This window comes from Hymenobacter mucosus, from assembly GCF_900188255.1.
Taxonomy (GTDB): Bacteria; Bacteroidota; Bacteroidia; order Cytophagales; family Hymenobacteraceae; genus Hymenobacter; species Hymenobacter mucosus.
In genome coordinates, this window is the sequence record NZ_FZNS01000003.1 from 371971 (window position 1) to 395216 (window position 23246).

Consider the following 23246-nt stretch of genomic DNA (forward strand, 5'->3'; position numbering starts at 1 on the left):
CTTCTCCCTCATGTCAGGAGTTAGCCAGAGGTAGAGATGCTTCGACTTCGCTCAGCATGACGTTCTTTTCAGTAATGTAGGCCTAGTTTCGACGTTACATCGCCTTATACTCGTTCCAGCTCTTGATCTTCAGGTCCTTCATTTCAAGCTTACAGAAGGCTTGAATGAAGGCTTTGGCTAGGCGGGCGTTGGTGAGCAGCGGGATGCCGAAGTCGATGGCCGTGCGACGGATCTTGTAGTCGTTGTCCAGCTCACCCTTCGACAGGTTCTTGGGGATGTTGATGACCAAGTCGATTTTCTTCTCCTTCAGGTAGGTCAGCACGTTGGGCTCCTGGTAGTCATCGGGCCAGAAGAGCAGGCTGCTCGGGATGCCGTTTTCGGCGAAGAAGCGGTGCGTGCCCTGGGTGGCGTAAATCTGGTAACCCTTTTTCACGAGCAGTTCCGTGGCCGCCAGCAAGGCCACCTTCGACTTGATGGGCCCGCCGGAAATCAGCACTGACTTCTGCGGAATCTTATAGCCCACGCTCAACATTGACTTCAGCAGCGCTTCCTCGGCCGTGTCGCCCAGGCAGCCTACCTCGCCGGTGCTTACCATGTCCACGCGCAGCACTGGGTCGGCGCCGGGTAGGCGGGTGAACGAGAACTGCGGGGCCTTCACGCCCACGAAGGGCAGGTCGTACACCCGCTCGCTTTCATCGCGTGCCACCTTCTTGCCTAGCAGCACCTGCGTGGCCTTCTTGATCAGGTTGTTACCCGATACTTTCGACACGAAGGGGTAGCTGCGCGAGGCGCGGATGTTGCACTCAATCACCCGGATTTCGCCGTTTTTATCCAGGAACTGGATGTTGAACGGCCCGCTGATTTCGTAGCGCTTGGCAATCTTCTCGGCAATGGTTTTGAGCTTTCGGATCGTGCGCACGTACACCTTCTGAGGCGGGTAGTACATGGTGGCGTCGCCAGAGTGGACGCCGGCAAACTCCACGTGCTCGGAAATGGCATAGCTCACAATTTCGCCCTTGTCGGCCACCGCATCCAGCTCAATTTCCTTGGCATCCTGCATAAACTCCGATACTACTACCGGGTACTCAGCGCTTACTTCAGCAGCGGCTTTCAGGAAGGCCTCCATCTCGAAGGCGTTGGACACCACGTTCATAGAAGCCCCCGAGAGCACGTAACTAGGCCGGATCAGCACGGGGTAGCCTACCTCGCCTACGAATTCAAACATGGCGTCCAGGGAAGTCAGCTCCTTCCAGCGGGGCTGGGCAATGCCCAGCTCGTCCATGATGCTCGAGAACTTGTGGCGGTTTTCAGCCTCGTCGATGCGAGCCGGAGCAGTGCCCAGGATGGGTGCATTAGCATCGGCCAAACGGGTTGCTAAGTTGTTCGGAATCTGGCCACCGGTGGAGAGGATCACGCCCTCTGGCTGCTCGAACTCCAGAATGTCCATCACCCGCTCGAAGCTCAACTCCTCGAAGTACAGCCGGTCCGAAACGTCGTAGTCGGTAGAAACAGTTTCGGGGTTGTAGTTGATGATGATGGTTTTGTAACCCTCTTCGGCGGCCGTCTGCACGGCATTTACGCCGCACCAGTCGAATTCTACGGAAGAGCCAATGCGGTACACGCCCGAGCCCAGCACTGCAATAGACTTGCTGGTTTCCGGCTGCAGGTCGTTTTCAGTGCCGTGGTAGGTGCTGTAGAGGTAGTTGGTTTTGGCTGGGAACTCGGCCGCCAGCGTGTCAATCTGCTTGATAACCGGCAGCACGCCCAGGGCCTTGCGGCGGGCCCGCACCAGCAGCTCATCGGCTTTCACGTCGCCTTGGCCTAGCAGCTTCACCGCAATTTGCTGGTCCGAGAAACCGGCTTTCTTCACCTCGCGCAGTAGGCCAGTCTCCAGGGCGTCTAGGCCACTGCCGCGCTGGGCAGCTAGCTGGTTGCTCAGCTCAAAGATGGTGTACAGGCGCTGCAGGAACCAGTGGTCAATCTTGGTCAGATCGTGGACCTGCTCCAGGGTGTAGCCGGCCTCAAACGCCAAGTTGATGGCGAAGATGCGCTCCTCGTTTGGCTCACTCAGCAGCTTGTCGATGGTGGCGTTGTCCACCTGCTCAGGCTTGTTGGCCACGAAGCCGCGCTTGCCGGTGTCCAGCATGCGCAGGCCCTTCTGAATGGCTTCCTCGAAGGATTTGCCGATGGCCATTACCTCGCCCACGCTCTTCATGGCCGAGCCAATCTGCCGGTTCACGCCCTCAAACTTGCCCAGGTCCCAGCGCGGCAGCTTCACCACCACGTAGTCAAGCGCCGGCTCGAAGAAGGCGGAAGTCGTCTGCGTCACGCTGTTCTTCAGCTCCGACAGCGAGTAGCCCAGGCTCAGCTTGGCGGCCACAAAGGCCAGCGGATAGCCCGTAGCCTTAGAAGCCAGCGCCGAGGAGCGCGACAGACGGGCATTCACCTCAATCACGCGGTAATCCTCCGAAACAGGGTCGAGGGCGTACTGAATGTTGCACTCGCCCACAATGCCGAGGTGGCGAATGGTCTTGATGCCGATGCTGCGCAGCTTGTGGTACTCGCGGTTGCTCAGGGTCTGCGAAGGCGCCACCACGATGCTCTCCCCGGTATGAATACCGATGGGGTCGAAGTTCTCCATGTTGCAGACCGTGATGCAGTTGTCATATTGGTCGCGCACTACTTCGTACTCCACTTCTTTCCAGCCTTTCAACGACTCTTCTACCAGAATCTGGTCCGAAGTAGTGAAGGACTTTTGGACTAGGGCCCGCAGCTCGTCCATGTTATTGGCGAAACCGCTGCCTAGGCCACCCAGCGCAAACGCCGCCCGCACAATGATGGGGAACCCGATTTTCTCGGCCGCGGCCACCGCGTCTTCCATAGTCGTCACGGCCACGCTGCGGGCCGAGAGTACGCCAATCTGGTCGAGCTTCTCCTTGAAAATGTCCCGGTCCTCAGTGTCGATGATGCTTTGCACGGGCGTGCCCAGCACCTTCACGTTGTACTTCTCAAACACCCCGGCGCGGAACAAAGCCACGGCGCAGTTCAGGGCCGTTTGGCCGCCAAAGGCCACCAGAATGCCATCGGGCTGCTCCTTCTTGATGACCTCCTCCACGAAGTAGGGCGTCACGGGCAGGAAGTACACGTCGTCGGCAATGTTATCCGACGTTTGCACGGTGGCGATGTTGGGATTGATGAGGATGGTGCGGATGCCTTCCTCTTTCAGCGCCTTAAGGGCCTGGGAGCCGGAGTAGTCGAACTCACCGGCTTCACCGATTTTCAGCGCGCCGGAACCGAGGATGAGAACTTTCTGTGGTTTTTCCATTCTGAGGGTTAGGGTAACAGGCCGCTGGTGCGGTCATGTTAAAAGGCAGTCGTGCTAGGCCGGCTACCGCCGGTAGTTTATGTGGGCAGAGAAGGTGTTACTTAGAAAAGAGGGTGTCGCTCTTCACGATTTCCCAGTTGCCGGATGCCCGTTTGGTCATCCAGAGTTTAATGGTGGCATTGGCCCGCTCACCATCCAATAAAAAGCGGAAGACAAGCGAGTCTTTTTTAGCACTCAGGTTTTCCACCTTGAAGTTCTTAGAGTGTATTCTTCCTATTCTGTTGGTTATTCTAGAAGAAACTCTAGCCGAACTCATAGCCTGAGCAATCAGATCGGCCGGTTCTCCCAGTACTGCTTTCATGAGCGTCCGCTGGCCTAGGTTCCTGACGAAGTAAAACCCCGCGAAAGCCAGCGCGCCCAGCAGCACATACCCCCAGTTCGGAAAGCCTTTACTTTTAGATGGCATGGGAGCTGGGCGGTTTACTCAGAGAAAGTGGTGTCGCTCTTAACCATCTGCCATTTGCCATCAGGCTGTTTCATGACTTTGGTCCGGATTGTGGCGGTGGCTTTCTCGCCTTTCAGCACGAGCCGGAAGGAGAGAGAATCCTGCTTCGGACCGGGCTTTCCGGCGTCAAACTTCCTCGAAACAATCTTCCCGGTACGGCTTAGAATGCGAGGTGAGACATTGCCCTTATCCAGCATCGAAAGAAAGATGTCCTGCTTGCCCACGGCAAGTTTGACGACGTCTTTCATCTTGACGCTTTTGATGAGGTAGAACACCGCAAACGCCACAATTCCCAGCGCTACGTACACCCAGTTCCGCGTGCTTCCGCTCTTTTCTTGCATAGGGCTCATGCATTAAAAATGACCGGGTTGAAGATAAGGAACGTGATGCTGGGCTTATTGAACCGAAGGTCGCCGTAGGGAAGCATCTTTAGTTAACGAAGTGGACTAGGACATCCTAACGAAGTCGTAAAGGGTCTTTCGACGAGCTCAGCACGGCAGATAAGTGCTTTTACCATTTCGATATCTTGTAGGAGGTTACTACTGAATCTGGTCCCAACGTCAGGTCAAGTGTTTTGCCATGTACTGGGTCGATATCTGATTCGAAATCTTCAACGATTAGGTAGCGCAGAGTGCCGTCGGGCTCACCATAGTTTGATGGCTCACCGAGCGAATCAAGAAGCTGCGTGTAGGTGAGGCCCTTTAGTTGATGATGCTTCACTAAATCATCGACCATTTGCTCACGGTACGGGAAACTCCCTATGTCACCTGTAGCGGACCACTGATGCCTGTCAAATTTCGTTTCCTGCTTACTACACCCATTAACTATGCTCCAAAGAGAAAAGAGCAGCATGAATGATAGTAAGAAGCGAAACATACGGGAACTCATGGTTATTTAGCGGCTTTGTGTTCCGCTACAGCTTTCAGGAAGTCATCGAACAGGTATTCTGTATCCTCGGGGCCGCCGGCGGCTTCGGGGTGGAACTGGGTAGAGAAGAACGGCTTGATCTTGTGCTTGATGCCTTCGCAGGTGCCGTCGTTCAGGTTCTCGAACAACATTTCCCACTCGGCGGGCAGCGTGTTGGTGTCTACCGCGAAGCCGTGGTTCTGGCTGGTGATGTAGCTGCGCTTGGTGCCTGAGAGTAGTACCGGCTGGTTGTGGCTGCGGTGGCCGTACTTCAGTTTAAAGGTGTCGCCGCCCGCGGCCAAGCCCATGAGCTGGGAGCCCAAGCAGATGCCGAAGATGGGCTTGTCCTGGCCTAGCGCGGTTTGCAGGTGCTCGATGGTAGGCGTGCACATCTTAGGGTCGCCGGGGCCGTTGCTGAGGAACAGGCCGTCGTAGTCGAGCTTGGTGAAGTCATAGTCCCAGGGCACCCGAATCAGCTCCACGTCACGCTGCAGGAAGCAGCGGATGATGTTGGTTTTGGTGCCGCAGTCAACGAGCACGATTTTGTGCTGGCCGTTGCCGTAGTGCTTTACCTCGGTGGGGCTCACCTGGGCTACTAAGTTGTCTTGGTTGGGGTCGTGCAGCTCTACGTCTTCCTCGGCTACAATCTTACCTAGCATGGCACCCTTTTCCCGCAGGATTTTGGTGAGCATGCGCGTGTCCACGCCAAAGATGCCGGGGATGTTGTACTCCTTGAGCCAGTCGCCGAGGCTCTTGGCTGCGTTCCAGTGGCTATGCTCCTCAGAGTAGTAGTTCACCACCAAGCCGGCAATGTGAATCTTGTCCGACTCGAAAATCTTCGAAATCGACTCGTACAATTCCTCGCCGGGTACGCCATAGTTGCCTACCATGGGGTAGGTCAGCACCAGGATCTGGCCGGCGAAGGAGGGGTCCGTCAGGTTTTCGGGGTAGCCGGTCATGGCCGTGCTGAACACCACCTCGCCCGCGGCGGAGGTGAAGGCGCCGAAAGATTGGCCTTGAATTTCAGTGCCGTCTTCCAGGACGAGTTTTACCGATTTAGCGTTTTCCACTCTGTTATGCGAAAAAAGGTTTACTCTGTTATTGAATTTCTGCGGTAATCAGGTCCGTGGTTTTCCATAGCGTGAGTTGGGGCAGTAGAGGTTCCCATCAACGCTACTCGGAAACCGACTTGAGGAGGGGGAATGCAATGGTTCGGCCTCCCTAATGCCGGGCGCTTAGCGGATGCGCTACGTGGCTTCAGCCCGCTTTCGAAACCGGCCGGATATAATTTCGGCTGGAACAGAACCAAAATCAGAGGTCTATTCCAGCCGAACGAGGACTTAAGCCAAACGGGAGCGAAAGAAGGTATGTCAATCGGTCCCGCACCCTGCCGCTCCCAGATGTCAGGCATCGGGAAGTCGGGCGGGCACGATTGCTGAAAGGAAATGTGGGAGGCCGTTCTTTCATGGAAAGAACCAGCCGGTTGCTGCGCAATAGTCACCAATGGCAGCGTGCAGCTTATCAGAAGGGGAGCTTGGCTCGGGAACCTCATCGTGCTACTCATTGGGGCTGCAAGTTAGACCACAAGTCGCTTACTTTTTTACCTCAACAGGAATAATTGCATACAATGCCTGCAAAAACCGGTCGACTTCCTCTCGCGTGATGTTCAGAGGCGGGAGCAGGCGGAGTACGGTAGGGTCGGAGGCATTACCCACGAAGATGTGGAAGTCCGAAAGCAGCTTGTCGCGCACGTCCTTGATGGGGAAATCGTACTTGATGCCTACCATCAGACCGCGGCCGCGGATTTCTTCGGCGCCAGCATTAGCTTCCAGCTCGGAGCGGAGGTAGTGGCCTAGCTCGGCGGCGTGGTTCAGCAAGTCTTCCTGCTCAATAACTTCCAGCACAGCCAACGCAGCGGCACAGGCCAGGTGGTTGCCCCCGAAGGTAGTGCCCAACAGACCATAGGATGCCTTCAATTCCGGCGCAATCAGGATGCCTCCGATGGGGAAGCCGTTGCCCATACCTTTTGCTACCGAAATAACATCGGGGCGGATGCCGGTGTGCTGGTGGGCGAAGAACTTACCGCTGCGGCCGTAGCCACTCTGGACCTCGTCGGCAATCAGCAGGGCGCCGTATTGCTTGCACAGCGCGGCTAGGCCAGTCAGGAACTCGTCGGAGGGCATAATGATGCCGCCCACGCCCTGAATCGGCTCGATGATGGCCGCGCAGACGTCGCCGCCTTGCAGCACCTGCTCTACCGCAGCCAAGTCATACTCCACAAAGGAAATGGCGTGGTCGGCGTTGAAGGGCGCTACAATTTTCGGGTTATCGGTGGCGGCTACCGCCCCGGATGTACGGCCGTGGAAGGCACCTTTAAAGGCGAGTACGCGCTTTTTACCAGTATGGAAAGACGCCAGCTTCAGCGCATTCTCGTTGGCCTCGGCGCCAGAATTGCACAAGAACAGTGAGAAGTCCTCGTACCCCGACACCTGGCCTAGCTTTTGAGCCAGCTGCGCCTGAATTGGAATCTGCACCGAGTTGGAGTAGAAGCCGATGTTCTGCAGTTGCTCGGTAAGGCGCTGCACGTAGTGCGGGTGGCTGTGGCCGATGGAAATAACGGCATGTCCGCCGTAGAAATCCAGGTACTCCTGGCCTTTATCGTCCCAAAGTTTCGCTCCCAGCGCCTTTACCGGCGTGATGTTGACGAGCGGATATACGTTGAAAAGCTCCATTAGAAAAGCACCGATTTGAGGTGAAGTCCTGTCGTTTCGGGCAGGCCGAAGAGCAGGTTCATGTTCTGGATAGCTTGGCCCGAAGCGCCTTTCACTAGGTTGTCGATAACCGAGGTGATGAGCAGCTGCTTGCCGAATTTCTGCACGTGCAGCAGGCACTTGTTGGTGTTAACTACCTGCTTTAAGTGAATCTCCTTGTCCGACACCGTGGTGAACGGCGCATCGGCGTAGAATTTCTCGTACAGCTCCCGTGCTTCTTCCTGGGTCAAGTCTGACGGCGTGTAGACGCTGGCGAAGATGCCCCGGGTGAAGTTGCCGCGGTACGGAATGAAGTGCATGGTGCTGTCCAACTGCGGCTGCAGCTGCGCCAAACTCTCCCCAATTTCGCCTAGGTGCTGGTGAGTGAAGGGCTTGTAGATGGACACGTTATTAGTGCGCCAAGAGAAGTGCACCGTCTCCGACAAGCTCTGCCCTGCGCCCGTACTGCCCGTAATGGCCGATACGTGCACATCGTCCGTCAGCTTACCGGCCTGGGCCAGCGGCAGCAAGGCCAGCTGAATGGCCGTGGCAAAACAGCCAGGGTTAGCAATGCTCTGAGCCTGCTGGATTTGGCTCCGGTTCAGCTCCGGCAATCCGTACACAAACTCCCGGCCTTCAAACTCGGCGTCGGCTTCTAGGCGGAAGTCGTTGCTCAGGTCGATGATGTGGGTGGTTTCGGGTAGCTCGTGCTGAGTTAGCCACGCCTTGGAGTTGCCGTGGCCTAGGCACAGAAACACTACGTCTTCATCACCCGCCAACTCCGAGGCAAACACCAGATCCGTCTCGCCTACCAGGTCGTCGTGAACCTGATAGATGGGGTTGCCGGCGTTGGAGGAACTGACGATGGCACCCAGCTCTGCATACTCGTGGTGCAGCAAAATACGGACAAGCTCACCAGCCGTGTAGCCAGCGCCGCCTACGATGCCAACCTTAATTTTCATCGTTGAACGAGCTGTGAATCCGCAGCTGGTTGCTGAAGATCTTGATAAAGCCCTTGGCGTCGCGGCCGTCCCAGGCATCGTTTTCTTCGCCGTAGGTGGCCACTTTAGAGCGCATCATGTCGTACTTCGACTCAATGCCCTGCAACTCGAACTGGTAAGGCTTCAGCGTTACGAACACCTTGCCCGACACCCGCTCCTGCGACGATGTGAGGAAGGCCTCCATGTCGCGCATTACCGGATCGAGGTACTGGGCTTCGTGCAGCAGCGTGCCGTACCAGTTGGCGATGTAGTCCTTGTGCAGCAGCTGCCAACGGCTGGAGGTGTGCTTTTCCAGCAAGTGGTGCGCCTTCAATAGAATCAGGGGTGCGGGAGCCTCGAAGCCCACGCGACCTTTAATACCCAGAATGGTGTCGCCCACGTGGGTGTCGCGGCCAATGGCGTAGCGTCCGCCCAGGTCGTTGAGCTGCTGGATGAGCTCTACTGGGTTCATCGACTTGCCATTCAGCGCTACGGGCTCTCCTTTCGCAAAGGTGATTTCGACAGTGGCGGGCTCATTGGCGGTGAGTTGGGTAGGGTACGCTGACTCAGGCAGTGCCTGGTGCGAGGTAAGGGTTTCTACGCCGCCCACGCTGGTGCCCCAAATACCCTTGTTGATGGAGTACTTGGCCTTTTCCCAGCTCATCTCGAAGCCGTGCTGGTTCAGGAAGTCAATCTCTGCCTGGCGCGACAGTTTCAGGTCGCGAATGGGCGTGATGATTTCCGTGTTGGGCGCGATAACCGAGAAAGCCACGTCGAAACGCACTTGGTCGTTGCCAGCACCAGTGCTGCCGTGAGCAATGTAATCGGCCTTGTGCTCGCGGGCGTACTCCGCTAGGGCCAACGATTGGAACATGCGCTCCGCGCTGACACTCAGCGGGTAGGTGTCGTTCTTGAGGATGTTGCCAAAAATGAGGTAGCGCAGGCAGTCCTGGTAGAATCGCTGGGTCACGTCAATCACCTCGTGCTTCGAGGAGCCCAGTTCATAGGCTCGCTTCTCGATGGCAGCCAGCTCTTCCTCAGAAAAGCCGCCCGAGTTGACGATAACGGTGTGAACTTCCAGACCCAGCTCGCGGGTCAGATATACAACGCAGTAGGACGTATCCAAGCCGCCGCTGTAGGCTAAAACTACCTTTTTCATTATTGGCCTTGGGGTGTAAGAATTTCAATCGTCTCCTGTACGCGCTGGCTAAACTGGTCGTCGAGCTTGTCGTAGACCATGCCCGTGCACAGGCACATTTTGCGCTCGTTTTCCATCAGGATGCCGTAGTTTTTGCAACTAGAGCAGCCTTTCCAGAAATCGTCGCTCTGGGTTAGCTCGGGAAAGGTAACGGGGCGGTAGCCCAGTTCATTGTTGATCTTCATCACGGCTGCGCTGGTCGTGATACCGAATATTTTGGCCGCTGGGTATTTCGTGCGCGACAGCTCAAACACCCGGTGTTTGATAGCGCGGCCCAAGCCCTCCTTGCGCAACTCCGTGTTTACGATGAGGCCCGAGTTGACAACGAACTTGTTGTCTTCGAAGGTCTCGATGTAACAAAAGCCAGCTAGCTGCTCATCAATGAAGGCAATGATAGCATCGCCTTTCACCATCTTCTTTACCAGATAGTTAGGGTCGCGCTTGGCGATGCCGACACCACGCGCTTTCGCGGATTCGGCGTACCACTGACAGAGGGTTTCCACATACTGCGCGTCGGCAGCATTGGCTACGCGTAAAATCATGGTCAAAGCTCGGTTGGTTGCCTTCGTATACGGCAACAGACTCGGAAAGACGATAAGGGAGGAGCTAGAAACGTAGCTAGCAGACGAGGCCGTGCAACAACCGAACCTATGATCGGCGGCAAGAAAAGCCTAAAAAACAGGTGCCCGCAGCGTAAGCCCTGAAAGAGCAGTTGGTTACGTGGTCGGGGAGGGGTACACTTCGGCCTACACTCGTGTCAATTCGTTATTCGTAAGAAACTTTCTTCTGTGGGGCGCTTTCCGTTAGGCCCCTTTCGCCGGTTTTGGTACTGCTAAAACGCAGACGAAATATTGCATGCCAGCGGCTAAGCTGGCATTGTTCGCACAACCAAAGCTGGTCGTCGCAAAAGCGCAATAGAAGAGAGACGAATCATTGACAGTTGCCGCAGGGCGGCGTGGAGTGTTTCTGCGGTTTAAATGAATAGGACCGCTAAATCGTTGCAAAACTAGATGTTTTTTTTTGGAAACTTTGCCCAGGTGACTTCAAAAAATAGTCCTACCCAAGGCGGTTTTCCGTTAGCGGTTAGCCAGTGAAGTATACCCTTTGGCAGCTTGTGGCCGCTTGTGGCCCATTTTTATCCCTTCCTTTTGTATGCGCGAAGGCCTGAAAATTTTTAAGATTGGCGGTGGCATCATTGATGACGAAGCACAACTACAGCACTTCTTGGCCGAGCTTGCCAAGGTTGCTGGCCGGAAATTGCTGGTGCACGGCGGCGGGAAAGGTGCCAGCCAGATGCTTGCTAGCTTAGGCATTGCGCCGAAGATGGTAGAGGGGCGGCGCATCACCGATGCCGCTACCCTTGATATCGTGACGATGTTTTACGCCGGTAAAACCAATAAGCAAGTGGTGTCGCTGCTGCAAGCGGCGGGTGTCAATGCGCTGGGTCTATCCGGGGCCGATGGCAATGCTATTCGGGCCGTGAAGCGCCCAGTAAAGGATATTGACTACGGCTTCGTAGGCGACCTGCCCGAAGGCAGCGTCAATACCGAACTGCTCCACCAGTTGCTGCAGGCCGGCATCACGCCCGTGTTTTGCGCCATCACCCACGACGGGCGCGGTCAGCTCCTTAACACTAATGCCGACACCATTGCCAGTACCTTGGCCCGCGCCCTGGCTGCGCAGTATGAGGTAGAGTTGCACTTCTGCTTCGAGAAAGATGGTGTTCTCTCTGACATCAACGATGAGCAGTCGGTGATTCCGCAGATCGTACCAAGCCAGTATCAGCAACTGAAAGCTGAGGGAGTAATTGCCGCCGGTATGGTACCCAAGCTCGATAACGCCTTTGCCGCCCTGGAAGCCGGGGTGGAGCGGGTAGTGATTGAAAACGCGCTTAAAATCAATGAACCCGTGAAAACTGTGCTATGTCGGAGCTAATTGGGCGGCTGACGGAGGATGCTATTGAGCTGCTGCAGGAGCTAATTCAGACGCCCTCCCTCTCGCGGGAAGAGGACCAGACGGCGGAGCTGATCTTCCGGTTTCTGACCTTCCACGGCGCCCACCCGCGGCGGGATAAAAACAACGTATGGGCTGTGTCGAAGCACTTTGATGCCGCCAAGCCTACTATCCTACTCAACTCCCATCACGACACCGTGAAGGCCGGCAACACCTGGACCTACGACCCGCTGGGCGCCGTGGTGGAAGGCGACAAGCTGGTAGGCCTGGGTAGCAACGACGCCGGGGCTTCGGCAGTGAGTCTGCTGGCTACCTTCCTGTACTTCCACGAGCGCACCGACCTAGCTTACAACCTCATCTGCGCCATTACGGCTGAGGAGGAGGTATCGGGGATAAACGGCATCCGGAGCGTACTGCCCCAGCTAGGCCACATCGACCTGGGCATTGTGGGTGAACCTACGCAGATGGACCTCGCTGTGGCGGAAAAAGGCCTCGTGGTGCTCGACTGCGTGGCTCACGGCCGGACGGGGCACGCCGCCCGCGAAGAAGGTGAAAACGCCCTTTACAAAGCCGTGGCTGACATTCAGTGGTTTGAGCAATTTCGCTTTCCAGAAGTATCGGAGCTACTAGGCCCCGTGAAGATGACCGTGACGCAGATTCAGGCCGGCTCCCAGCACAACGTTGTACCCGACCGCTGCACCTTCGTAGTGGATGTGCGCACCAACGAGTGCTACTCCAATGTTGAAGTGGTAGAGCTGGTGCGTCAGCACGTTACTTCCGACGTTACGCCGCGCTCCACGCACCTTAATTCCTCGCGCATTGAGCTAGGCCACCCCCTGGTGCAGCGGGGCATAGGCCTAGGCCGCCGCACGTTCGGTTCCGTCACGTTGTCCGACCAATCGATGATGCCGTTTACTACGGTAAAAATTGGCCCTGGTGACTCTGCCCGCTCCCACACACCCGATGAGTACATTCTGCTCAGCGAAATCAGGGCGGGGGTACGGGGCTACGTAGCTTTGCTGGACGGGCTACAACTGTAATAGGCTAGTTAAGTTCTAGAATACCAGAACCTAATTGTCCTCCTCAGCCAAGGAGGGGTTTCAGGTGATTGACTGTTGTTGAACATCTAAAACTAGCTTTAGTCATCGTTCTAGGCCACATCAACCACCCCTAGCCCCTCCTTTCCAAAGTGGGGAACTAGGTTTAGCTTTAACCAACCACGCATGAAAATCTGGGATAAGGGCATTGCCGTTGATAAGAAGATAGAGCAGTTCACCGTGGGCCGCGACCGGGAGCTGGATATGTATTTAGCGCAGTTTGACGTGCAGGCCTCCAAGGCTCAGGCCAACATGCTGGCGAAGGCCGGGCTGCTTTCCGATGAGGAGAATCAGCAGCTCCAGCAGGGCCTTATGGAGCTAGCTACGCAAATCGAGGACGGCACCTTTACCATTGAGGCGGAGTTCGAGGACGTGCACTCCAAGATTGAGTACTATCTGACTGAGAAGTTCGGCGACGCAGGTAAGAAAATCCACACCGCACGCTCCCGCAACGACCAGGTGCTGACGGCTATCCAGTTGTTCCTGAAGGACTACACCGAGCGTGCCGCCGCCAAAACGCTGGAATTAGTGCAGGTGCTCTTGCAGAAAGCCGAGGCGCATAAGGAAGACCTGATGCCCGGTTACACCCATTTCCAGGCCGCCATGCCCAGCTCCTTCGGGCTGTGGTTTTCCGCTTACGCTGAGCACCTGCTGCTAGATCTGGCCCTGTTTGAAGCTGCCCACACCGTAGCCGATCAAAATCCGCTAGGCTCCGGCGCCGGCTTTGGCAGTAGCTTCCCCATCGACCGACTGATGACCACCCAGGAAATGGCGTTCGGCAACCTGGCCGTGAGCAGCGTGGGCGCTCAAATGCTGCGCGGCAAAACTGAGAAGACGGTAGCCTTTGCCCTGGCTGGCATGGCCGCCACCCTCGCAAAAATGGCCTACGACTTGGTGTTGTACAACTCGCAGGATCTGGCCTTTGTGGAGCTACCCAAGGAGTTTACCACCGGCTCCAGCATCATGCCCCACAAGAAAAACCCCGATGTATTTGAGTTGATTCGGGCGCGTTGCAATGCTCTGCAGGCCCTGCCCAACACGCTCATGCTGGCGACCAGCAACCTGCCCAGCGGCTACCACCGCGACTTCCAGATTCTGAAGGAGCTGCTCTTTGAGCCCATGACCCAGTTCCTCGACATTCTCGACATCGTGCTCTTCGCCCTGCCCCAGCTGCGCATCAAGCCCAACCTGCTGAACCAGGAGAAGTACGACGCCGTGTTCACCGTCGAGAATATCAACCAGCTCATTCAAAGCGGCACCCCGTTCCGCACCGCCTACAAGCAGGTAGGCCTGGCTGTGGAGGATGGCAGCTACATGCCGCACAAGGAGTTCCAAACTACCCATTTGGGTAGCGTCCATAACCTAGGCTTAAAAGTGATTCAGGCGAAGGTGCAGCGCTTGCAGGAAAAGAGCGGTTTGGTGAAAAAGCAATAGTGTTTGCGTAGAATACTATAAGTCACATAAAGCACGTCATCCTGAGCAGAGCGAAGGATCTTACCACGGTAGCACGAGGCGCTAGGCCAGTCGTTCTTACCTGATAAGACTTCGCTCTGCTCAGGATGACGTGCTTTTAGGCTATACAGCTTTGGTTGAAGAAAGCTTGTAGTAACGCTAGGCCTATTCGCTATTTCTTAACCGGCTTCGCTATAGGCAAAGTTAGTTTTACGTCTACTGGCTTTCCGTTTTGGTAGCCTGGTGTGAAGCTCTCTATAGAAGCAAAAGCGGTAGCTAGGGCTGGATCTACTGCTGCTTCTGTTTCTGCTGGGTTGGGCCCTAAAGCTGGGCGACGAACGTTACCGTCTTGGTCGATGATGAAGCTGATGTAGGCATCACTGCCGCCAGCTGCGCCGCGCACGTGGCTGCTGATAAAGGCCTGCAATCCTTCTCTGCCTCCATTAGAATACACGGGCATCTTCTCCACATAGGTGTAGAAGGTGCGCCCATCTAGCTTGTTTGGGCCGTTTTGATTAACGGAAACAGCATTAGGCATGGGTACCGGCGTGGGGCTGCTTTGGGCAGTAGCGGCTAAGCTGGTAAAAAATAGGCCTAGGCTCAATGATAAGGGCTTTGCTAGTAAAAAGGGCATAAAAGTGTGATAAAGAGTGGTATACTAGTTGTGAGAGCTTGTTATCGGTTGCGGCCGTACTGCTCGTGAGAGCTTACCCAATCACTGCTGCTAATGGCGGAGCCCAGGCTAAGCTCGCCAGCTAGTACTACGCCCGCCACAATTTCCGCAAACTTGTTCACGGTGCCGCGCCCTACGCAGCCCAGCATACGTAGGCACTCGTTTTGGGTAGCTAGGCCCGTGCCGCCGCCGTGGGTAGCCACAATGAGGGAGGGAATAGTGATGCTGAGGTATAGGTCGCCTTCCTTCGTGACTTCGGAGTACAGCACCCCCGCTGAGGATTCCGAGACGTTGGCCACATCTTGGCCGGTGGCAATGAACAGGGCCGTGATGCCGTTGGCGGAGTGGGCGCCGTTGTTGTTTGCGCCGGAAAGAAATGCCCCCACATTACTGACCTGCCCATGGTAGGCCAGTTGCTCGGGCGTCACGCGCATGCGCTGCTGCAAAATATCGCGCTTGATGGTAGCCTCGGCCACTACGCGCTTGCCTCGAGTGCGCATCACATTTACCTGGGACGCTTTCTTGTCGGTAGCGAAGTTCGATTCGAGGTAGAAGTGCCGAATGGGAGCCGCTTTGTAGTGCTCTAAAATCCAGGAGCAGGCCGCGAAAGTGGCGCGGCCTACCATGTTCTGGCCCGCTGCGTCGCCGGTGCTGTAGTTGAAGCGCAGGTAGGCAAACTTGCCCGCCAAGTATGTGTCGATGTACTGGAGCTTAGCCACGCTGGAGGTGCTTTCCGCTTCCGGCCGAATTCGCTCAATCTCATCGGCTATCCACTGCCCAAAGTCGCGGGCGCCGCGGGCATCATCGAACACAAACACCGGCGCCCGCTGCATGGCGTCGCCAATGACGGTGCACTTCACGCCGCCGCAGAGGTTGAGCACCTGAATGCCCCGGTTGTAGCTCGCTACCAGCGTACCCTCAGTTGTAGCCAGAGGGATGAGAAAATCGCCCTGGGCGTGCTCCCCGTTTACGTGCAGAGGCCCCGCCAAGCCCACCGGAACTTGAGCTACCCCTGTGAAATGCTCGCAGTTACCCTGGAGGGTATGGGGGTCGAAGGAGTACTGCTTGAGGTGGTGAAACTCCTGCTCGGCGTATTCCTCAGCAAAGCGCTGCCGGGCCTGAATGGCGGCCTCAGAATAGTCATCTTCCTCTGAACGCGGAATGCGCGCCCGGTTTTTAGGTTGCTGGGTAATGGCATCCTCCACCTCCACCTGCAACTCCCCAAATGGGTCGGCCACAAACTGCACCCGCACCTTGTGCATGCCCTCCTGCAAATGGGCCGTAGCCAAATGGAAGGTGGCCGACTGGCCTACCGGCAAGTTTACGCCGTTGCCTTCAGCGTTCAGCGCCGATGCCGGGCGCACGTTACCATCGCCCATATCCAGCGCAATCTGCTCGGCGGCAACATGCACCCCATCAATCTGCACATGGTCGATGCGCATGACCCGAACCGTGTCCAAGCGGTTTTTGATGCTGAAGGCCACGCCCTCGGGCGTGTTGTGCAGGCTGCCGCGGGTGTAAAGCAGCTTGAGCATCATGGGGCTTGGCGTGAAGAGCATAGGGCGGGGAGAGGTTAAGGGTGCGGAAAGAGTAGAAAGATTGGCTTGCTACGGAAATACGAGGCGCTATGATTATGGTCCAAAAAAATAGAATGGTAGCAGCGCATCATCCTTTTTAGTGGCAGGTTGGTCGAGGAAGGCAAGCAGCCTACTGTCTAAGGCAAAGACACCTTGTTCATCTCACTTGCGCTTACGAAATGGAGCCGATGCATCTGTTGCTTGGAAGGTAATCGGGATGGTGTACGGAATCTCTACTGGTTGACCATTTTGTAACCCGGGGGTAAAATCTCCCAAGGTCTTCACCGCGTGAAGAGCTGCCTCGTCAGCTACGTGTCCTAACCCTTTTACAATATGTGGATTACAAACCTTTCCTTTGGTATCAACAGTGAACCCGACCACTACCCGACCACCACGTGTCAAGCCTATCGGATATTGTAAATTCTTGCTGATGACGAGCATTATTCCCTCTTGACCTCCATCTTTATAAACGGGCATTTTCTCTGCAACTGACCCATGCACAATTGTTTTGGGCTGCAATGCCGCTGGTGGCAAGGTCTTCCGCACCTGTGCCAGTGCCTCCTGCCCCGATAGGCCTAGGCCGCACACCAGCACCAACGCTACCAAAAACCGACGCAGCTTCAGGCGTAGCAGGGGATGTGCGGTTACCTGCTCCGACCGGAACCGGCCGCAGACGCGCCCATCAGGAGAGCTTTGAAAGGCGGCGGTTAAATCGGTTTGGGTAGAGGTAGTGAAGTCAATGACCACTCGGTCGCACTGGGCGCAGTGGTGGCCCTGAGCTACAGGCGTCATCTGCTGCCAGTCTTCGTGGCAACGGTTCAGGCGGACATTGAGGATAGGTAGCAGGAGCATGACGGTAGCAGATAGTGAAGGGCAATAAAGGGGTATCTGCTAAATGACGTAAGGAGCTGCTGCGAGTTTGCCTATTCGAAAAACTCCTGTCCGTTGGCGTTGATATAGCCGGTTTGTCCATTGGGTAGCACTACGCGGGCTATGTCGCCCAGAAACGGGCTGGCCTGCTGGTAGCGTACTTCCGTGAGCGTACTACCTTCTTCGTCGAGGTAGCCCCACAAGCCGCCGCGCTGCACCTGGGGTAGTACCAGGTTGCCTTTCAGTTGAATAGCATCAAAGGCAACCGGCTGCACCAGCTTGCCCTTGCTGTTAATGACTCCCCACTTTGTGCCCTGCCGCACGAATAGTAAGCCGTTGTAGTTCTCCCGTACTTCGTCGTAGGTGGGTGCTACAGTAGCGGTGCCTACTGTGAAGCGAAAACCAACTTTGCCATCCTTGCGCACAACGTCGCCGTGTTCCAGCGGCTCTTCTTCCAACTCTGGTGGGGCCGGCTCAGTTAGGCGCTGTCCGCTCAGGTTGATGTCGAAGGTTTCGCCGCCCTGCTCCACGGTGGCCCGGCCCCGGTAGAAGTTGCTGGCGCGGGTGTACTGCACGGGCGTTACGGGGTTGCCGGCCCCATCAATATAGCCGTAGAGCGTGCCTTCCCGCACCCAAGCCACCTCACCAATGAAGGGACCAGCCTCGTCGTAGCGTAGAGGGAGCACCAAGCGGCGGTTCTGATCGGCGTATCCCCAGCGGGTGCCGTGGCGAAAAGGGATGAGGCGGGACGGCACCATTTGGGCTGAAGCCCCAGGGCTTTGGTACATCGTCGTCAGGAGCAGCAAAAAGCAGAAGGGCAGCGCAAGACGATTCATGGTGAAATAGGAGCGGGCAGAAACCGGGAAGGTAGCGAAGATACATGGCCCCGCGCAAGAAGAATCTTTGTCCGCAAACCTTCCGCACGTGCGCGGGTTGATTCACTCATTCTTCACGGGCTCCGAAGCAGCTTACCCTTCAGGTCCGAGGAAATTACCCATTTCAACCGGCAATTTTCCTGCAGGGCCACAGCCTGCGTTGTATCTTTGCCTCCGTTTTTCAGGCGTTTTTCAAGCCGCCGTTATCCTATGTCTGCTCCACTACCGAACTATCCACGCTTTACTCTGGGCGAGAGCCTTACTATTGAGCAGCTGGATTTTTTTCGCACATACGGGTTCTTGCACTTCCGTGCTTTCATTTCGCCCGAAACCGTTCAGAGCCTCCTTCGTGCCTCAGAAGAGGTGCAGCGCACCTGGTTGGCAGAGGGAGTACAGAAAGTAAATGGTGTTCCAATTAAGTATGGCAAGGACGTAGACGGCTCGGCCATTGTGCAGCGGTTTGCTTTCTCCTCTCACCACAGCCCAGTGCTGCACGAGTTTCTGCAAGACCCGCGCTTTAAAGCGTTATTCCCGCTACTAGAGGCACCGGGCGGGCGCGTGGGCGAAAACGAGAAAGATGGCCTCGTTATCAACCATTATGTAAACGTGACGGGCAGCGAGTTTTCGCAAATGGGGTGGCACACAGACTCACTGCGTGACGTATTCTACGGGAAGAAAATTGGCCCCATGCTCAACGTTGGTGTTCACCTGGATGGCACGCCCGCCACGAATGGTGGCTTGCGTGTAATTCCGGGCACTCACCGCCAAAGCCTGCGCGACATTCTCTTCCGCAAGAAGTACTATAAGGACGTAAGCGCCGACCCCAGCGAAGTAGCCGTAGAAACCGAGCCGGGCGACCTGACCGTGCACGACGGGCGCATGTGGCACCGCGTAGCTCAGTCGCCGCTGGTAGGGGAGGTGTCGCGCCGCCGGGTGATGTACGTGCCCATTATTGCGGGCAAGTATGAGCCCAAGCACGAGAACAGCCCCACGCCGTTTTACCTGCGTTTCCTGCACTTGGTGAAGTAGAGCGCCGGCCTTTTCTTGCTCAACACAGGTAGGCGCTGCTTTCGGCGCGCTTGCTTGGTGGCTTCACTTGTTTACACCTTACGCTCTCATAAGCACAGTACACCAATGCCTTACGCTCTTGTTACGGGTGCCTCCCGCGGAATAGGCCAAGCTATGGCCGCGGAGCTAGCCCGCTGCGGCTACCATTTGCTGTTAGCGGCCCGTTCGGAGCAACAGTTGCAGGCCGTAGCGGCGGAGTTGCGCCAGCAGTACGGGGTAGAGGTGCGCGTGTATGCGCAAGACTTGGCGGCCCCCGGCGCGGCAGCGGCTTTAGCTGCTTGGGCGGCGGCGCAAACCCAAGAACTGTCGGTGCTGATAAATAATGCAGGTTACGGCCTGTGGGGCAAGTTTGAGGACTTATCGTTGGCGGAGCAGCAAAACATGTTGCAACTCAACATGCTGCTACCCACGGAGCTAGCGCACGCCTTGCTGCCCTTGCTTCGCCAGCAAGCGAAGGCATATATCCTGAACGTGGCTAGTACGGCTGCCTACCAGGCCGTGCCCACCCTCACGCTCTACGCCGCCAGCAAAGCCTTCTTACTGAGTTTTTCCCGAGGCTTGCGCTACGAGCTGCGCGAAACTAACGTCTCGGTTACTTGCCTCAGCCCCGGCTCTACTACCACCAACTTTGCCGACCGGGCTGGCATGAATGCCGCCCTGCAGGAAACGGCCAACAAAGTGTCGATGACGCCGCTACAAGTTGCCCGTATCGGTATTCAGGCAATGTTTACGGGCGCAGCGGAAGTTATTCCTGGTGCCCTCAACCGCGTGTCGGCGGCGCTGACCAGCTTCGTGCCCAAGAGCCTAACCGAAAAAATAGCCGCTGGCATCTACGAGAAGCATCTGAAGTAGAAAGCTCAGTTCCCTACGCATGCCGCTGACGAAAGGCCGCAACCTTACCTGCCAGCCAAAAGCTTAGGGCTGCAAAGGGCACGGCTGCCAGCACATCATACGTATAGTGAGCGTGCTGCACTAGCACCAGCAACCCAATAAGAGCCGTGGCGACAATCAGGACGCGCCGCGGCCAGCCGGCTGGTACGGCCAAAGTCAGCAGCAGCAGCGTAGCCGTATGACCCGAGAAGAACAGGTCTTTGGTAATGGGGGAGGGCGCGGCGTAGAACAGCCGGTCTACCAAGGGGTCGTGGAGTAGGACGAGGCCCCGGGGTGGCTCAAGCGGTAGCAACCACAGACAAAGGCACCGGAAGCCGTGCAGTAGTAAGTAGCCCCACAAAGCACGCAGGAGCCGCAATGGCCGAGGTAACAAGCGCACCACTCCTAGCCCGATACCCAGATAAATAACGGCAAAGGCTGCCCCCGACACATCATGGGCAGGTAGCCAGTCCAGCACGGGGTCGGGGAGGCGCTGGCCGGGGCGGGCCTGCACCCAGGCAAAAAACCGGGGGATTAGGGCCGCCAGTGTGAGTAGCAGCCCCAGCACCACGGCCAGCCGCCACCGAAAGGTGTGGTAGCGCCACGCTTGGGGCCAAGCTAGCGAAGACGAGTGAGGGCTGGTGGAAGGGGAAGAAGGCATGCGTAGAGAATTTGGGCAAAAGTACCACGCGTAAGAAGTGGTGCCCAACTGCCGAGCGCGTTGTACCTTTTCCGCACTGTATCCGAAAACCTGCTTTCTATGAAGTCTCTTTACGCTGCTGCGGCCTTCGCCTTGGCCTCGTCGTCGGCTTTTGCCCAAAATGCCGCCCTTACTACCCAAATCGCTAAGCTTTCTGGTCAGCAAGAAGCCAAAGTGGTGGCTTGGCGCCGCGACTTTCACGAGCACCCCGAGCTTGGCAACCAGGAAACGCGTACGGCTGGCATTATTGCCGCCGAGCTGAAAAAGCTGGGTTTGGAAGTGCAAACCAACGTAGCCCGCACTGGCGTAGTTGGCATCCTGCGCGGAGGTAAGCCCGGCCGCGTGGTAGCCCTGCGCGCCGATATGGACGCCCTGCCGGTTACGGAAAGCAACAGCCTGCCTTTTGCCTCTAAAGCCCGCACAACCTACAATGGTCAGGAAGTGGGCGTAATGCACGCCTGCGGCCACGACACGCACGTGGCCATGCTGCTGGGTGCCGCTCAGGTGCTGAGCCAGATGAAGAAAGACCTGCCAGGTACCGTAAAATTCATCTTCCAGCCGGCTGAAGAAGGCTCTTTGCCGGGCCAGGAGGGAGGCGCCCGCCTCATGGTGAAAGAAGGTGCCCTGGAAAACCCCAAGGTTGATGCCATCTTCGGCGTCCACATCAATGCACAAACGGAGGTAGGCACCTTGCGCTACCGCCCCGGCGGCGAAATGGCTTCGTCCGACGTGTTTAATATCAAGGTGAAAGGCAAGTCGGCGCACGGTGCCTACCCCTGGCTGTCCGTAGACCCCGTGGTAACGGCCGCTCAGATTATTCTAGGCCTGCAAACCATTGTGAGCCGGCAGGTGCAACTAACCGAAGACGCCGCCGTGCTGACGGTGGGTATGGTGCACGGTGGCGTGCGCAACAACATCATCCCGGAACAGGTGGAGCTGACGGGCACCATTCGGAGTCTCAATAAAGAGATGCAGCAGAAAATTTGGGAAGCCATCCGTCGCACGGCCACCAATATTGCCGAAAGCGCCGGCGCTACGGCGGAGGTTGATATTGTAAACTACGCGCCTATTACCTTCAACGACCCGCGCCTGACTGAACAAATGCTGCCTAGCCTGCAACGCGCCGCCGGCCCAAGCAACGTGGAGCTGCAAAAGGCCGTGATGGGGGCCGAGGACTTCGCGTATTTTCAGGAGAAGGTACCAGGCCTCTTCGTGTTCGTGGGGGGCATGCCCAAGGGCAAGAACCCCGACGAAACGGCACCCCACCACACACCGGGCTTCTTCATTGATGAAAGTGGTCTGACCCTCGGCGTAAAAACGCTGGCTACCCTCGCTACCGATTACCTCACGGCCGCTAAAAAGTAAGGCGCTCACCGGCCGGCGTTACGTAACGGCGGCCCACTCTAGCAAGTTTGCGAGCCTCAGCGCAACCGCGCCAAACACCTTTTCGTCTGATAAGCCGTCTTCTAGCTTGTTCGTAGAACACACCGATGCCCGGTAGCCATATCGGTAGAAGCCACGCGGCAACAGTGAAAAACCAGCATACTCCCTAATGAACATTGCCCTTGTAACCTGTGAAAGCCTCGCCCAGTACGCTGCCCCCAATGTGGAGGATGAGGATAGCCTACTTACCAACTACCTGCGCCAGCAGGGCCACAGCGTGGAACCGCGCGTGTGGACCAACCCGGCCGTGGATTGGCTGCGGTACGATGTCGTCGTTGTAAAATCACCCTGGGACTACTTCGACCGGGTAGATGAGTTTTACCAGTGGCTGGCCCACATGCAGCAGCTGGGTGTGCGCATGCTCAACCCTGCTGCCGTAGTGCGCTGGAATGCCAACAAAAAGTACCTCCTAGACATGGAGCGCGAAGGCGTGCGCATTGTACCCACGCAGTGGCTGACCCGCGGTAGTGAGTTGGTGGTAGAAGACCTGTTTGAGCAGCTCGGGAGCGAACAGCTAGTAGTGAAACCAGCGGTGAGCGGCGGAGCCAAGAATACCTTTGCTCTCACCCGCCAGGAGTCAGCTATTCGTCAGCCAGAACTGCGTGAGCTGCTGCGCCACGAAGACTTTCTGGTGCAGCCCTTCCAGCCGGAAATTCAGGCGGAAGGCGAATGGTCGCTGATTTACTTTGGGGGCGAGTATAGCCACTGCGTACTCAAAACTCCTAAGTCAGGCGACTTCCGGGTACAGCACTACCTAGGTGGCGGCATCGAACCCCGGGAAGCGCCCGCCCACCTGCGCCGCGCCGCCGATGATATCATCAAGCGGTTTGCCCCCGGCTGCCTGTACGCCCGTGTAGACGGAGTGGATGCCGCCGGACAACTGCTGCTGATGGAGCTGGAGCTTATCGAACCCTTCCTGTACCTGGCTTCTGCCGAAGGAACGTTGGCCCGCTACGAAGCAGCCCTGAAGCAACTCTGCTAGCTCGCACCACCGAATAGCTAGA

At 56.8% G+C, this 23246-nt stretch carries 21 protein-coding genes; 7 read left to right on the top strand and 14 right to left on the bottom strand.

Annotation, left to right across the window (positions count from 1 at the left end; genetic code table 11):
• Positions 1-94 precede the first annotated feature (94 nt).
• The 9 genes from carB to CHB83_RS08800 all read right to left on the bottom strand — a co-directional run bounded on the left by carB (position 95) and on the right by CHB83_RS08800 (position 10206).
• Complete coding sequence (carB, locus tag CHB83_RS08760; RefSeq protein WP_089332338.1) at positions 95-3325, bottom strand: carbamoyl-phosphate synthase (glutamine-hydrolyzing) large subunit; 3231 nt, start codon at positions 3323-3325, stop codon at positions 95-97.
• Positions 3326-3422: 97 nt separating this feature from the next.
• Positions 3423-3791, bottom strand: coding sequence for a hypothetical protein (locus tag CHB83_RS08765; RefSeq protein ID WP_089332339.1), 369 nt, complete (start codon positions 3789-3791; stop codon positions 3423-3425).
• Between the two features lie 14 nt (positions 3792-3805).
• The gene (locus CHB83_RS08770; protein WP_179225493.1) at positions 3806-4180 is read right to left on the bottom strand and encodes a hypothetical protein; all 375 of its coding nucleotides are present in this window, start codon (positions 4178-4180) and stop codon (positions 3806-3808) included.
• 160 nt (positions 4181-4340) lie between these two features.
• Positions 4341-4682: a hypothetical protein gene (locus CHB83_RS08775; protein ID WP_089332341.1), complete on the bottom strand. Its 342-nt coding sequence runs from the start codon at positions 4680-4682 to the stop codon at positions 4341-4343.
• Positions 4683-4720: 38 nt separating this feature from the next.
• Positions 4721-5806 carry a glutamine-hydrolyzing carbamoyl-phosphate synthase small subunit gene (carA, locus tag CHB83_RS08780; RefSeq protein WP_089332342.1) on the bottom strand — a complete coding sequence of 362 codons (1086 nt, stop codon included), beginning with the start codon at positions 5804-5806 and terminating at the stop codon, positions 4721-4723.
• Positions 5807-6328: 522 nt separating this feature from the next.
• Positions 6329-7468, bottom strand: a complete 1140-nt coding sequence (locus CHB83_RS08785; protein ID WP_089332343.1) for an aspartate aminotransferase family protein — start codon at positions 7466-7468, stop codon at positions 6329-6331.
• Positions 7468-8448: an N-acetyl-gamma-glutamyl-phosphate reductase gene (gene argC / locus CHB83_RS08790; RefSeq protein WP_089332344.1), complete on the bottom strand. Its 981-nt coding sequence runs from the start codon at positions 8446-8448 to the stop codon at positions 7468-7470. Before argC ends, CHB83_RS08785 begins: the two co-directional genes overlap by 1 nt.
• A complete protein-coding gene (gene argG / locus CHB83_RS08795) occupies positions 8438-9628 on the bottom strand; it encodes an argininosuccinate synthase (RefSeq protein WP_218823169.1) in 1191 nt (396 codons plus the stop codon). The genes argC and argG overlap by 11 nt, the downstream gene beginning before the upstream one ends.
• Positions 9625-10206 (bottom strand): GNAT family N-acetyltransferase, encoded by a 582-nt coding sequence (locus CHB83_RS08800; protein ID WP_089332346.1) that lies wholly within the window; start codon positions 10204-10206, stop codon positions 9625-9627. Before CHB83_RS08800 ends, argG begins: the two co-directional genes overlap by 4 nt.
• 610 nt (positions 10207-10816) lie before the next feature.
• Here CHB83_RS08800 and argB point away from each other — a divergent pair.
• From argB to argH, 3 genes are all read left to right on the top strand, one after another.
• Complete coding sequence (gene argB / locus CHB83_RS08805; RefSeq protein ID WP_089332347.1) at positions 10817-11599, top strand: acetylglutamate kinase; 783 nt, start codon at positions 10817-10819, stop codon at positions 11597-11599.
• Entirely contained in the window at positions 11587-12657 is a 1071-nt protein-coding gene (locus CHB83_RS08810; RefSeq protein ID WP_089332348.1) for a M20 family metallo-hydrolase, read from the top strand. The genes argB and CHB83_RS08810 overlap by 13 nt, the downstream gene beginning before the upstream one ends.
• A 183-nt stretch (positions 12658-12840) precedes the next feature.
• Complete coding sequence (gene argH, locus CHB83_RS08815; RefSeq protein WP_089332349.1) at positions 12841-14148, top strand: argininosuccinate lyase; 1308 nt, start codon at positions 12841-12843, stop codon at positions 14146-14148.
• Between the two features lie 190 nt (positions 14149-14338).
• Here the strand turns inward: argH and CHB83_RS08820 are convergent, their stop codons facing one another.
• From CHB83_RS08820 to CHB83_RS08835, 4 genes are all read right to left on the bottom strand, one after another.
• The gene (locus tag CHB83_RS08820; protein WP_089332350.1) at positions 14339-14800 is read right to left on the bottom strand and encodes an energy transducer TonB; all 462 of its coding nucleotides are present in this window, start codon (positions 14798-14800) and stop codon (positions 14339-14341) included.
• 41 nt (positions 14801-14841) lie between these two features.
• Complete coding sequence (locus CHB83_RS08825) at positions 14842-16398, bottom strand: hydroxymethylglutaryl-CoA reductase (protein WP_089332351.1); 1557 nt, start codon at positions 16396-16398, stop codon at positions 14842-14844.
• Between the two features lie 180 nt (positions 16399-16578).
• A complete protein-coding gene (locus tag CHB83_RS08830; RefSeq protein WP_089332352.1) occupies positions 16579-17268 on the bottom strand; it encodes an energy transducer TonB in 690 nt (229 codons plus the stop codon).
• Positions 17269-17339: 71 nt separating this feature from the next.
• Positions 17340-18122 (bottom strand): WG repeat-containing protein, encoded by a 783-nt coding sequence (locus tag CHB83_RS08835; RefSeq protein WP_089332353.1) that lies wholly within the window; start codon positions 18120-18122, stop codon positions 17340-17342.
• A gap of 249 nt (positions 18123-18371) precedes the next feature.
• On the opposite strand from CHB83_RS08835, the gene CHB83_RS08840 reads away from it, so the two are divergent.
• Both CHB83_RS08840 and CHB83_RS08845 read left to right on the top strand, forming a co-directional pair.
• Positions 18372-19190: a phytanoyl-CoA dioxygenase family protein gene (locus CHB83_RS08840; RefSeq protein ID WP_045689621.1), complete on the top strand. Its 819-nt coding sequence runs from the start codon at positions 18372-18374 to the stop codon at positions 19188-19190.
• Between the two features lie 105 nt (positions 19191-19295).
• Positions 19296-20081, top strand: coding sequence for an SDR family NAD(P)-dependent oxidoreductase (locus tag CHB83_RS08845; protein WP_089332354.1), 786 nt, complete (start codon positions 19296-19298; stop codon positions 20079-20081).
• Between the two features lie 13 nt (positions 20082-20094).
• On the opposite strand, the gene CHB83_RS08850 is transcribed toward CHB83_RS08845, so the two are convergent.
• On the bottom strand, positions 20095-20760 hold the full coding sequence (locus CHB83_RS08850; protein ID WP_089332355.1) for a phosphatase PAP2-related protein: 666 nt from the start codon (positions 20758-20760) through the stop codon (positions 20095-20097).
• Between the two features lie 99 nt (positions 20761-20859).
• Between CHB83_RS08850 and CHB83_RS08855 the strand changes: the two genes are divergently transcribed.
• Both CHB83_RS08855 and CHB83_RS08860 read left to right on the top strand, forming a co-directional pair.
• On the top strand, positions 20860-22164 hold the full coding sequence (locus CHB83_RS08855; RefSeq protein WP_089332356.1) for an amidohydrolase: 1305 nt from the start codon (positions 20860-20862) through the stop codon (positions 22162-22164).
• A gap of 187 nt (positions 22165-22351) precedes the next feature.
• Positions 22352-23224 carry an ATP-grasp domain-containing protein gene (locus CHB83_RS08860; RefSeq protein ID WP_089332357.1) on the top strand — a complete coding sequence of 291 codons (873 nt, stop codon included), beginning with the start codon at positions 22352-22354 and terminating at the stop codon, positions 23222-23224.
• Positions 23225-23246 lie beyond the last annotated feature (22 nt).

What these genes read in the sequence shown, in the direction of transcription:
- carB (WP_089332338.1), bottom strand. Translation starts at nt 3,325, where the DNA reads ATGGAAAAACCACAGAAAGTTCTCATCCTCGGTTCCGGCGCGCTGAAA.
- CHB83_RS08765 (WP_089332339.1), bottom strand. Translation starts at nt 3,791, where the DNA reads ATGCCATCTAAAAGTAAAGGCTTTCCGAACTGGGGGTATGTGCTGCTG.
- CHB83_RS08770 (WP_179225493.1), bottom strand. Translation starts at nt 4,180, where the DNA reads ATGAGCCCTATGCAAGAAAAGAGCGGAAGCACGCGGAACTGGGTGTAC.
- CHB83_RS08775 (WP_089332341.1), bottom strand. Translation starts at nt 4,682, where the DNA reads ATGCTGCTCTTTTCTCTTTGGAGCATAGTTAATGGGTGTAGTAAGCAG.
- CHB83_RS08785 (WP_089332343.1), bottom strand. Translation starts at nt 7,468, where the DNA reads ATGGAGCTTTTCAACGTATATCCGCTCGTCAACATCACGCCGGTAAAG.
- argC (WP_089332344.1), bottom strand. Translation starts at nt 8,448, where the DNA reads ATGAAAATTAAGGTTGGCATCGTAGGCGGCGCTGGCTACACGGCTGGT.
- CHB83_RS08800 (WP_089332346.1), bottom strand. Translation starts at nt 10,206, where the DNA reads ATGATTTTACGCGTAGCCAATGCTGCCGACGCGCAGTATGTGGAAACC.
- argB (WP_089332347.1), top strand. Translation starts at nt 10,817, where the DNA reads ATGCGCGAAGGCCTGAAAATTTTTAAGATTGGCGGTGGCATCATTGAT.
- CHB83_RS08810 (WP_089332348.1), top strand. Translation starts at nt 11,587, where the DNA reads ATGTCGGAGCTAATTGGGCGGCTGACGGAGGATGCTATTGAGCTGCTG.
- argH (WP_089332349.1), top strand. Translation starts at nt 12,841, where the DNA reads ATGAAAATCTGGGATAAGGGCATTGCCGTTGATAAGAAGATAGAGCAG.
- CHB83_RS08820 (WP_089332350.1), bottom strand. Translation starts at nt 14,800, where the DNA reads ATGCCCTTTTTACTAGCAAAGCCCTTATCATTGAGCCTAGGCCTATTT.
- CHB83_RS08825 (WP_089332351.1), bottom strand. Translation starts at nt 16,398, where the DNA reads ATGCTCTTCACGCCAAGCCCCATGATGCTCAAGCTGCTTTACACCCGC.
- CHB83_RS08830 (WP_089332352.1), bottom strand. Translation starts at nt 17,268, where the DNA reads ATGCTCCTGCTACCTATCCTCAATGTCCGCCTGAACCGTTGCCACGAA.
- CHB83_RS08835 (WP_089332353.1), bottom strand. Translation starts at nt 18,122, where the DNA reads ATGAATCGTCTTGCGCTGCCCTTCTGCTTTTTGCTGCTCCTGACGACG.
- CHB83_RS08840 (WP_045689621.1), top strand. Translation starts at nt 18,372, where the DNA reads ATGTCTGCTCCACTACCGAACTATCCACGCTTTACTCTGGGCGAGAGC.
- CHB83_RS08845 (WP_089332354.1), top strand. Translation starts at nt 19,296, where the DNA reads ATGCCTTACGCTCTTGTTACGGGTGCCTCCCGCGGAATAGGCCAAGCT.
- CHB83_RS08850 (WP_089332355.1), bottom strand. Translation starts at nt 20,760, where the DNA reads ATGCCTTCTTCCCCTTCCACCAGCCCTCACTCGTCTTCGCTAGCTTGG.
- CHB83_RS08855 (WP_089332356.1), top strand. Translation starts at nt 20,860, where the DNA reads ATGAAGTCTCTTTACGCTGCTGCGGCCTTCGCCTTGGCCTCGTCGTCG.
- CHB83_RS08860 (WP_089332357.1), top strand. Translation starts at nt 22,352, where the DNA reads ATGAACATTGCCCTTGTAACCTGTGAAAGCCTCGCCCAGTACGCTGCC.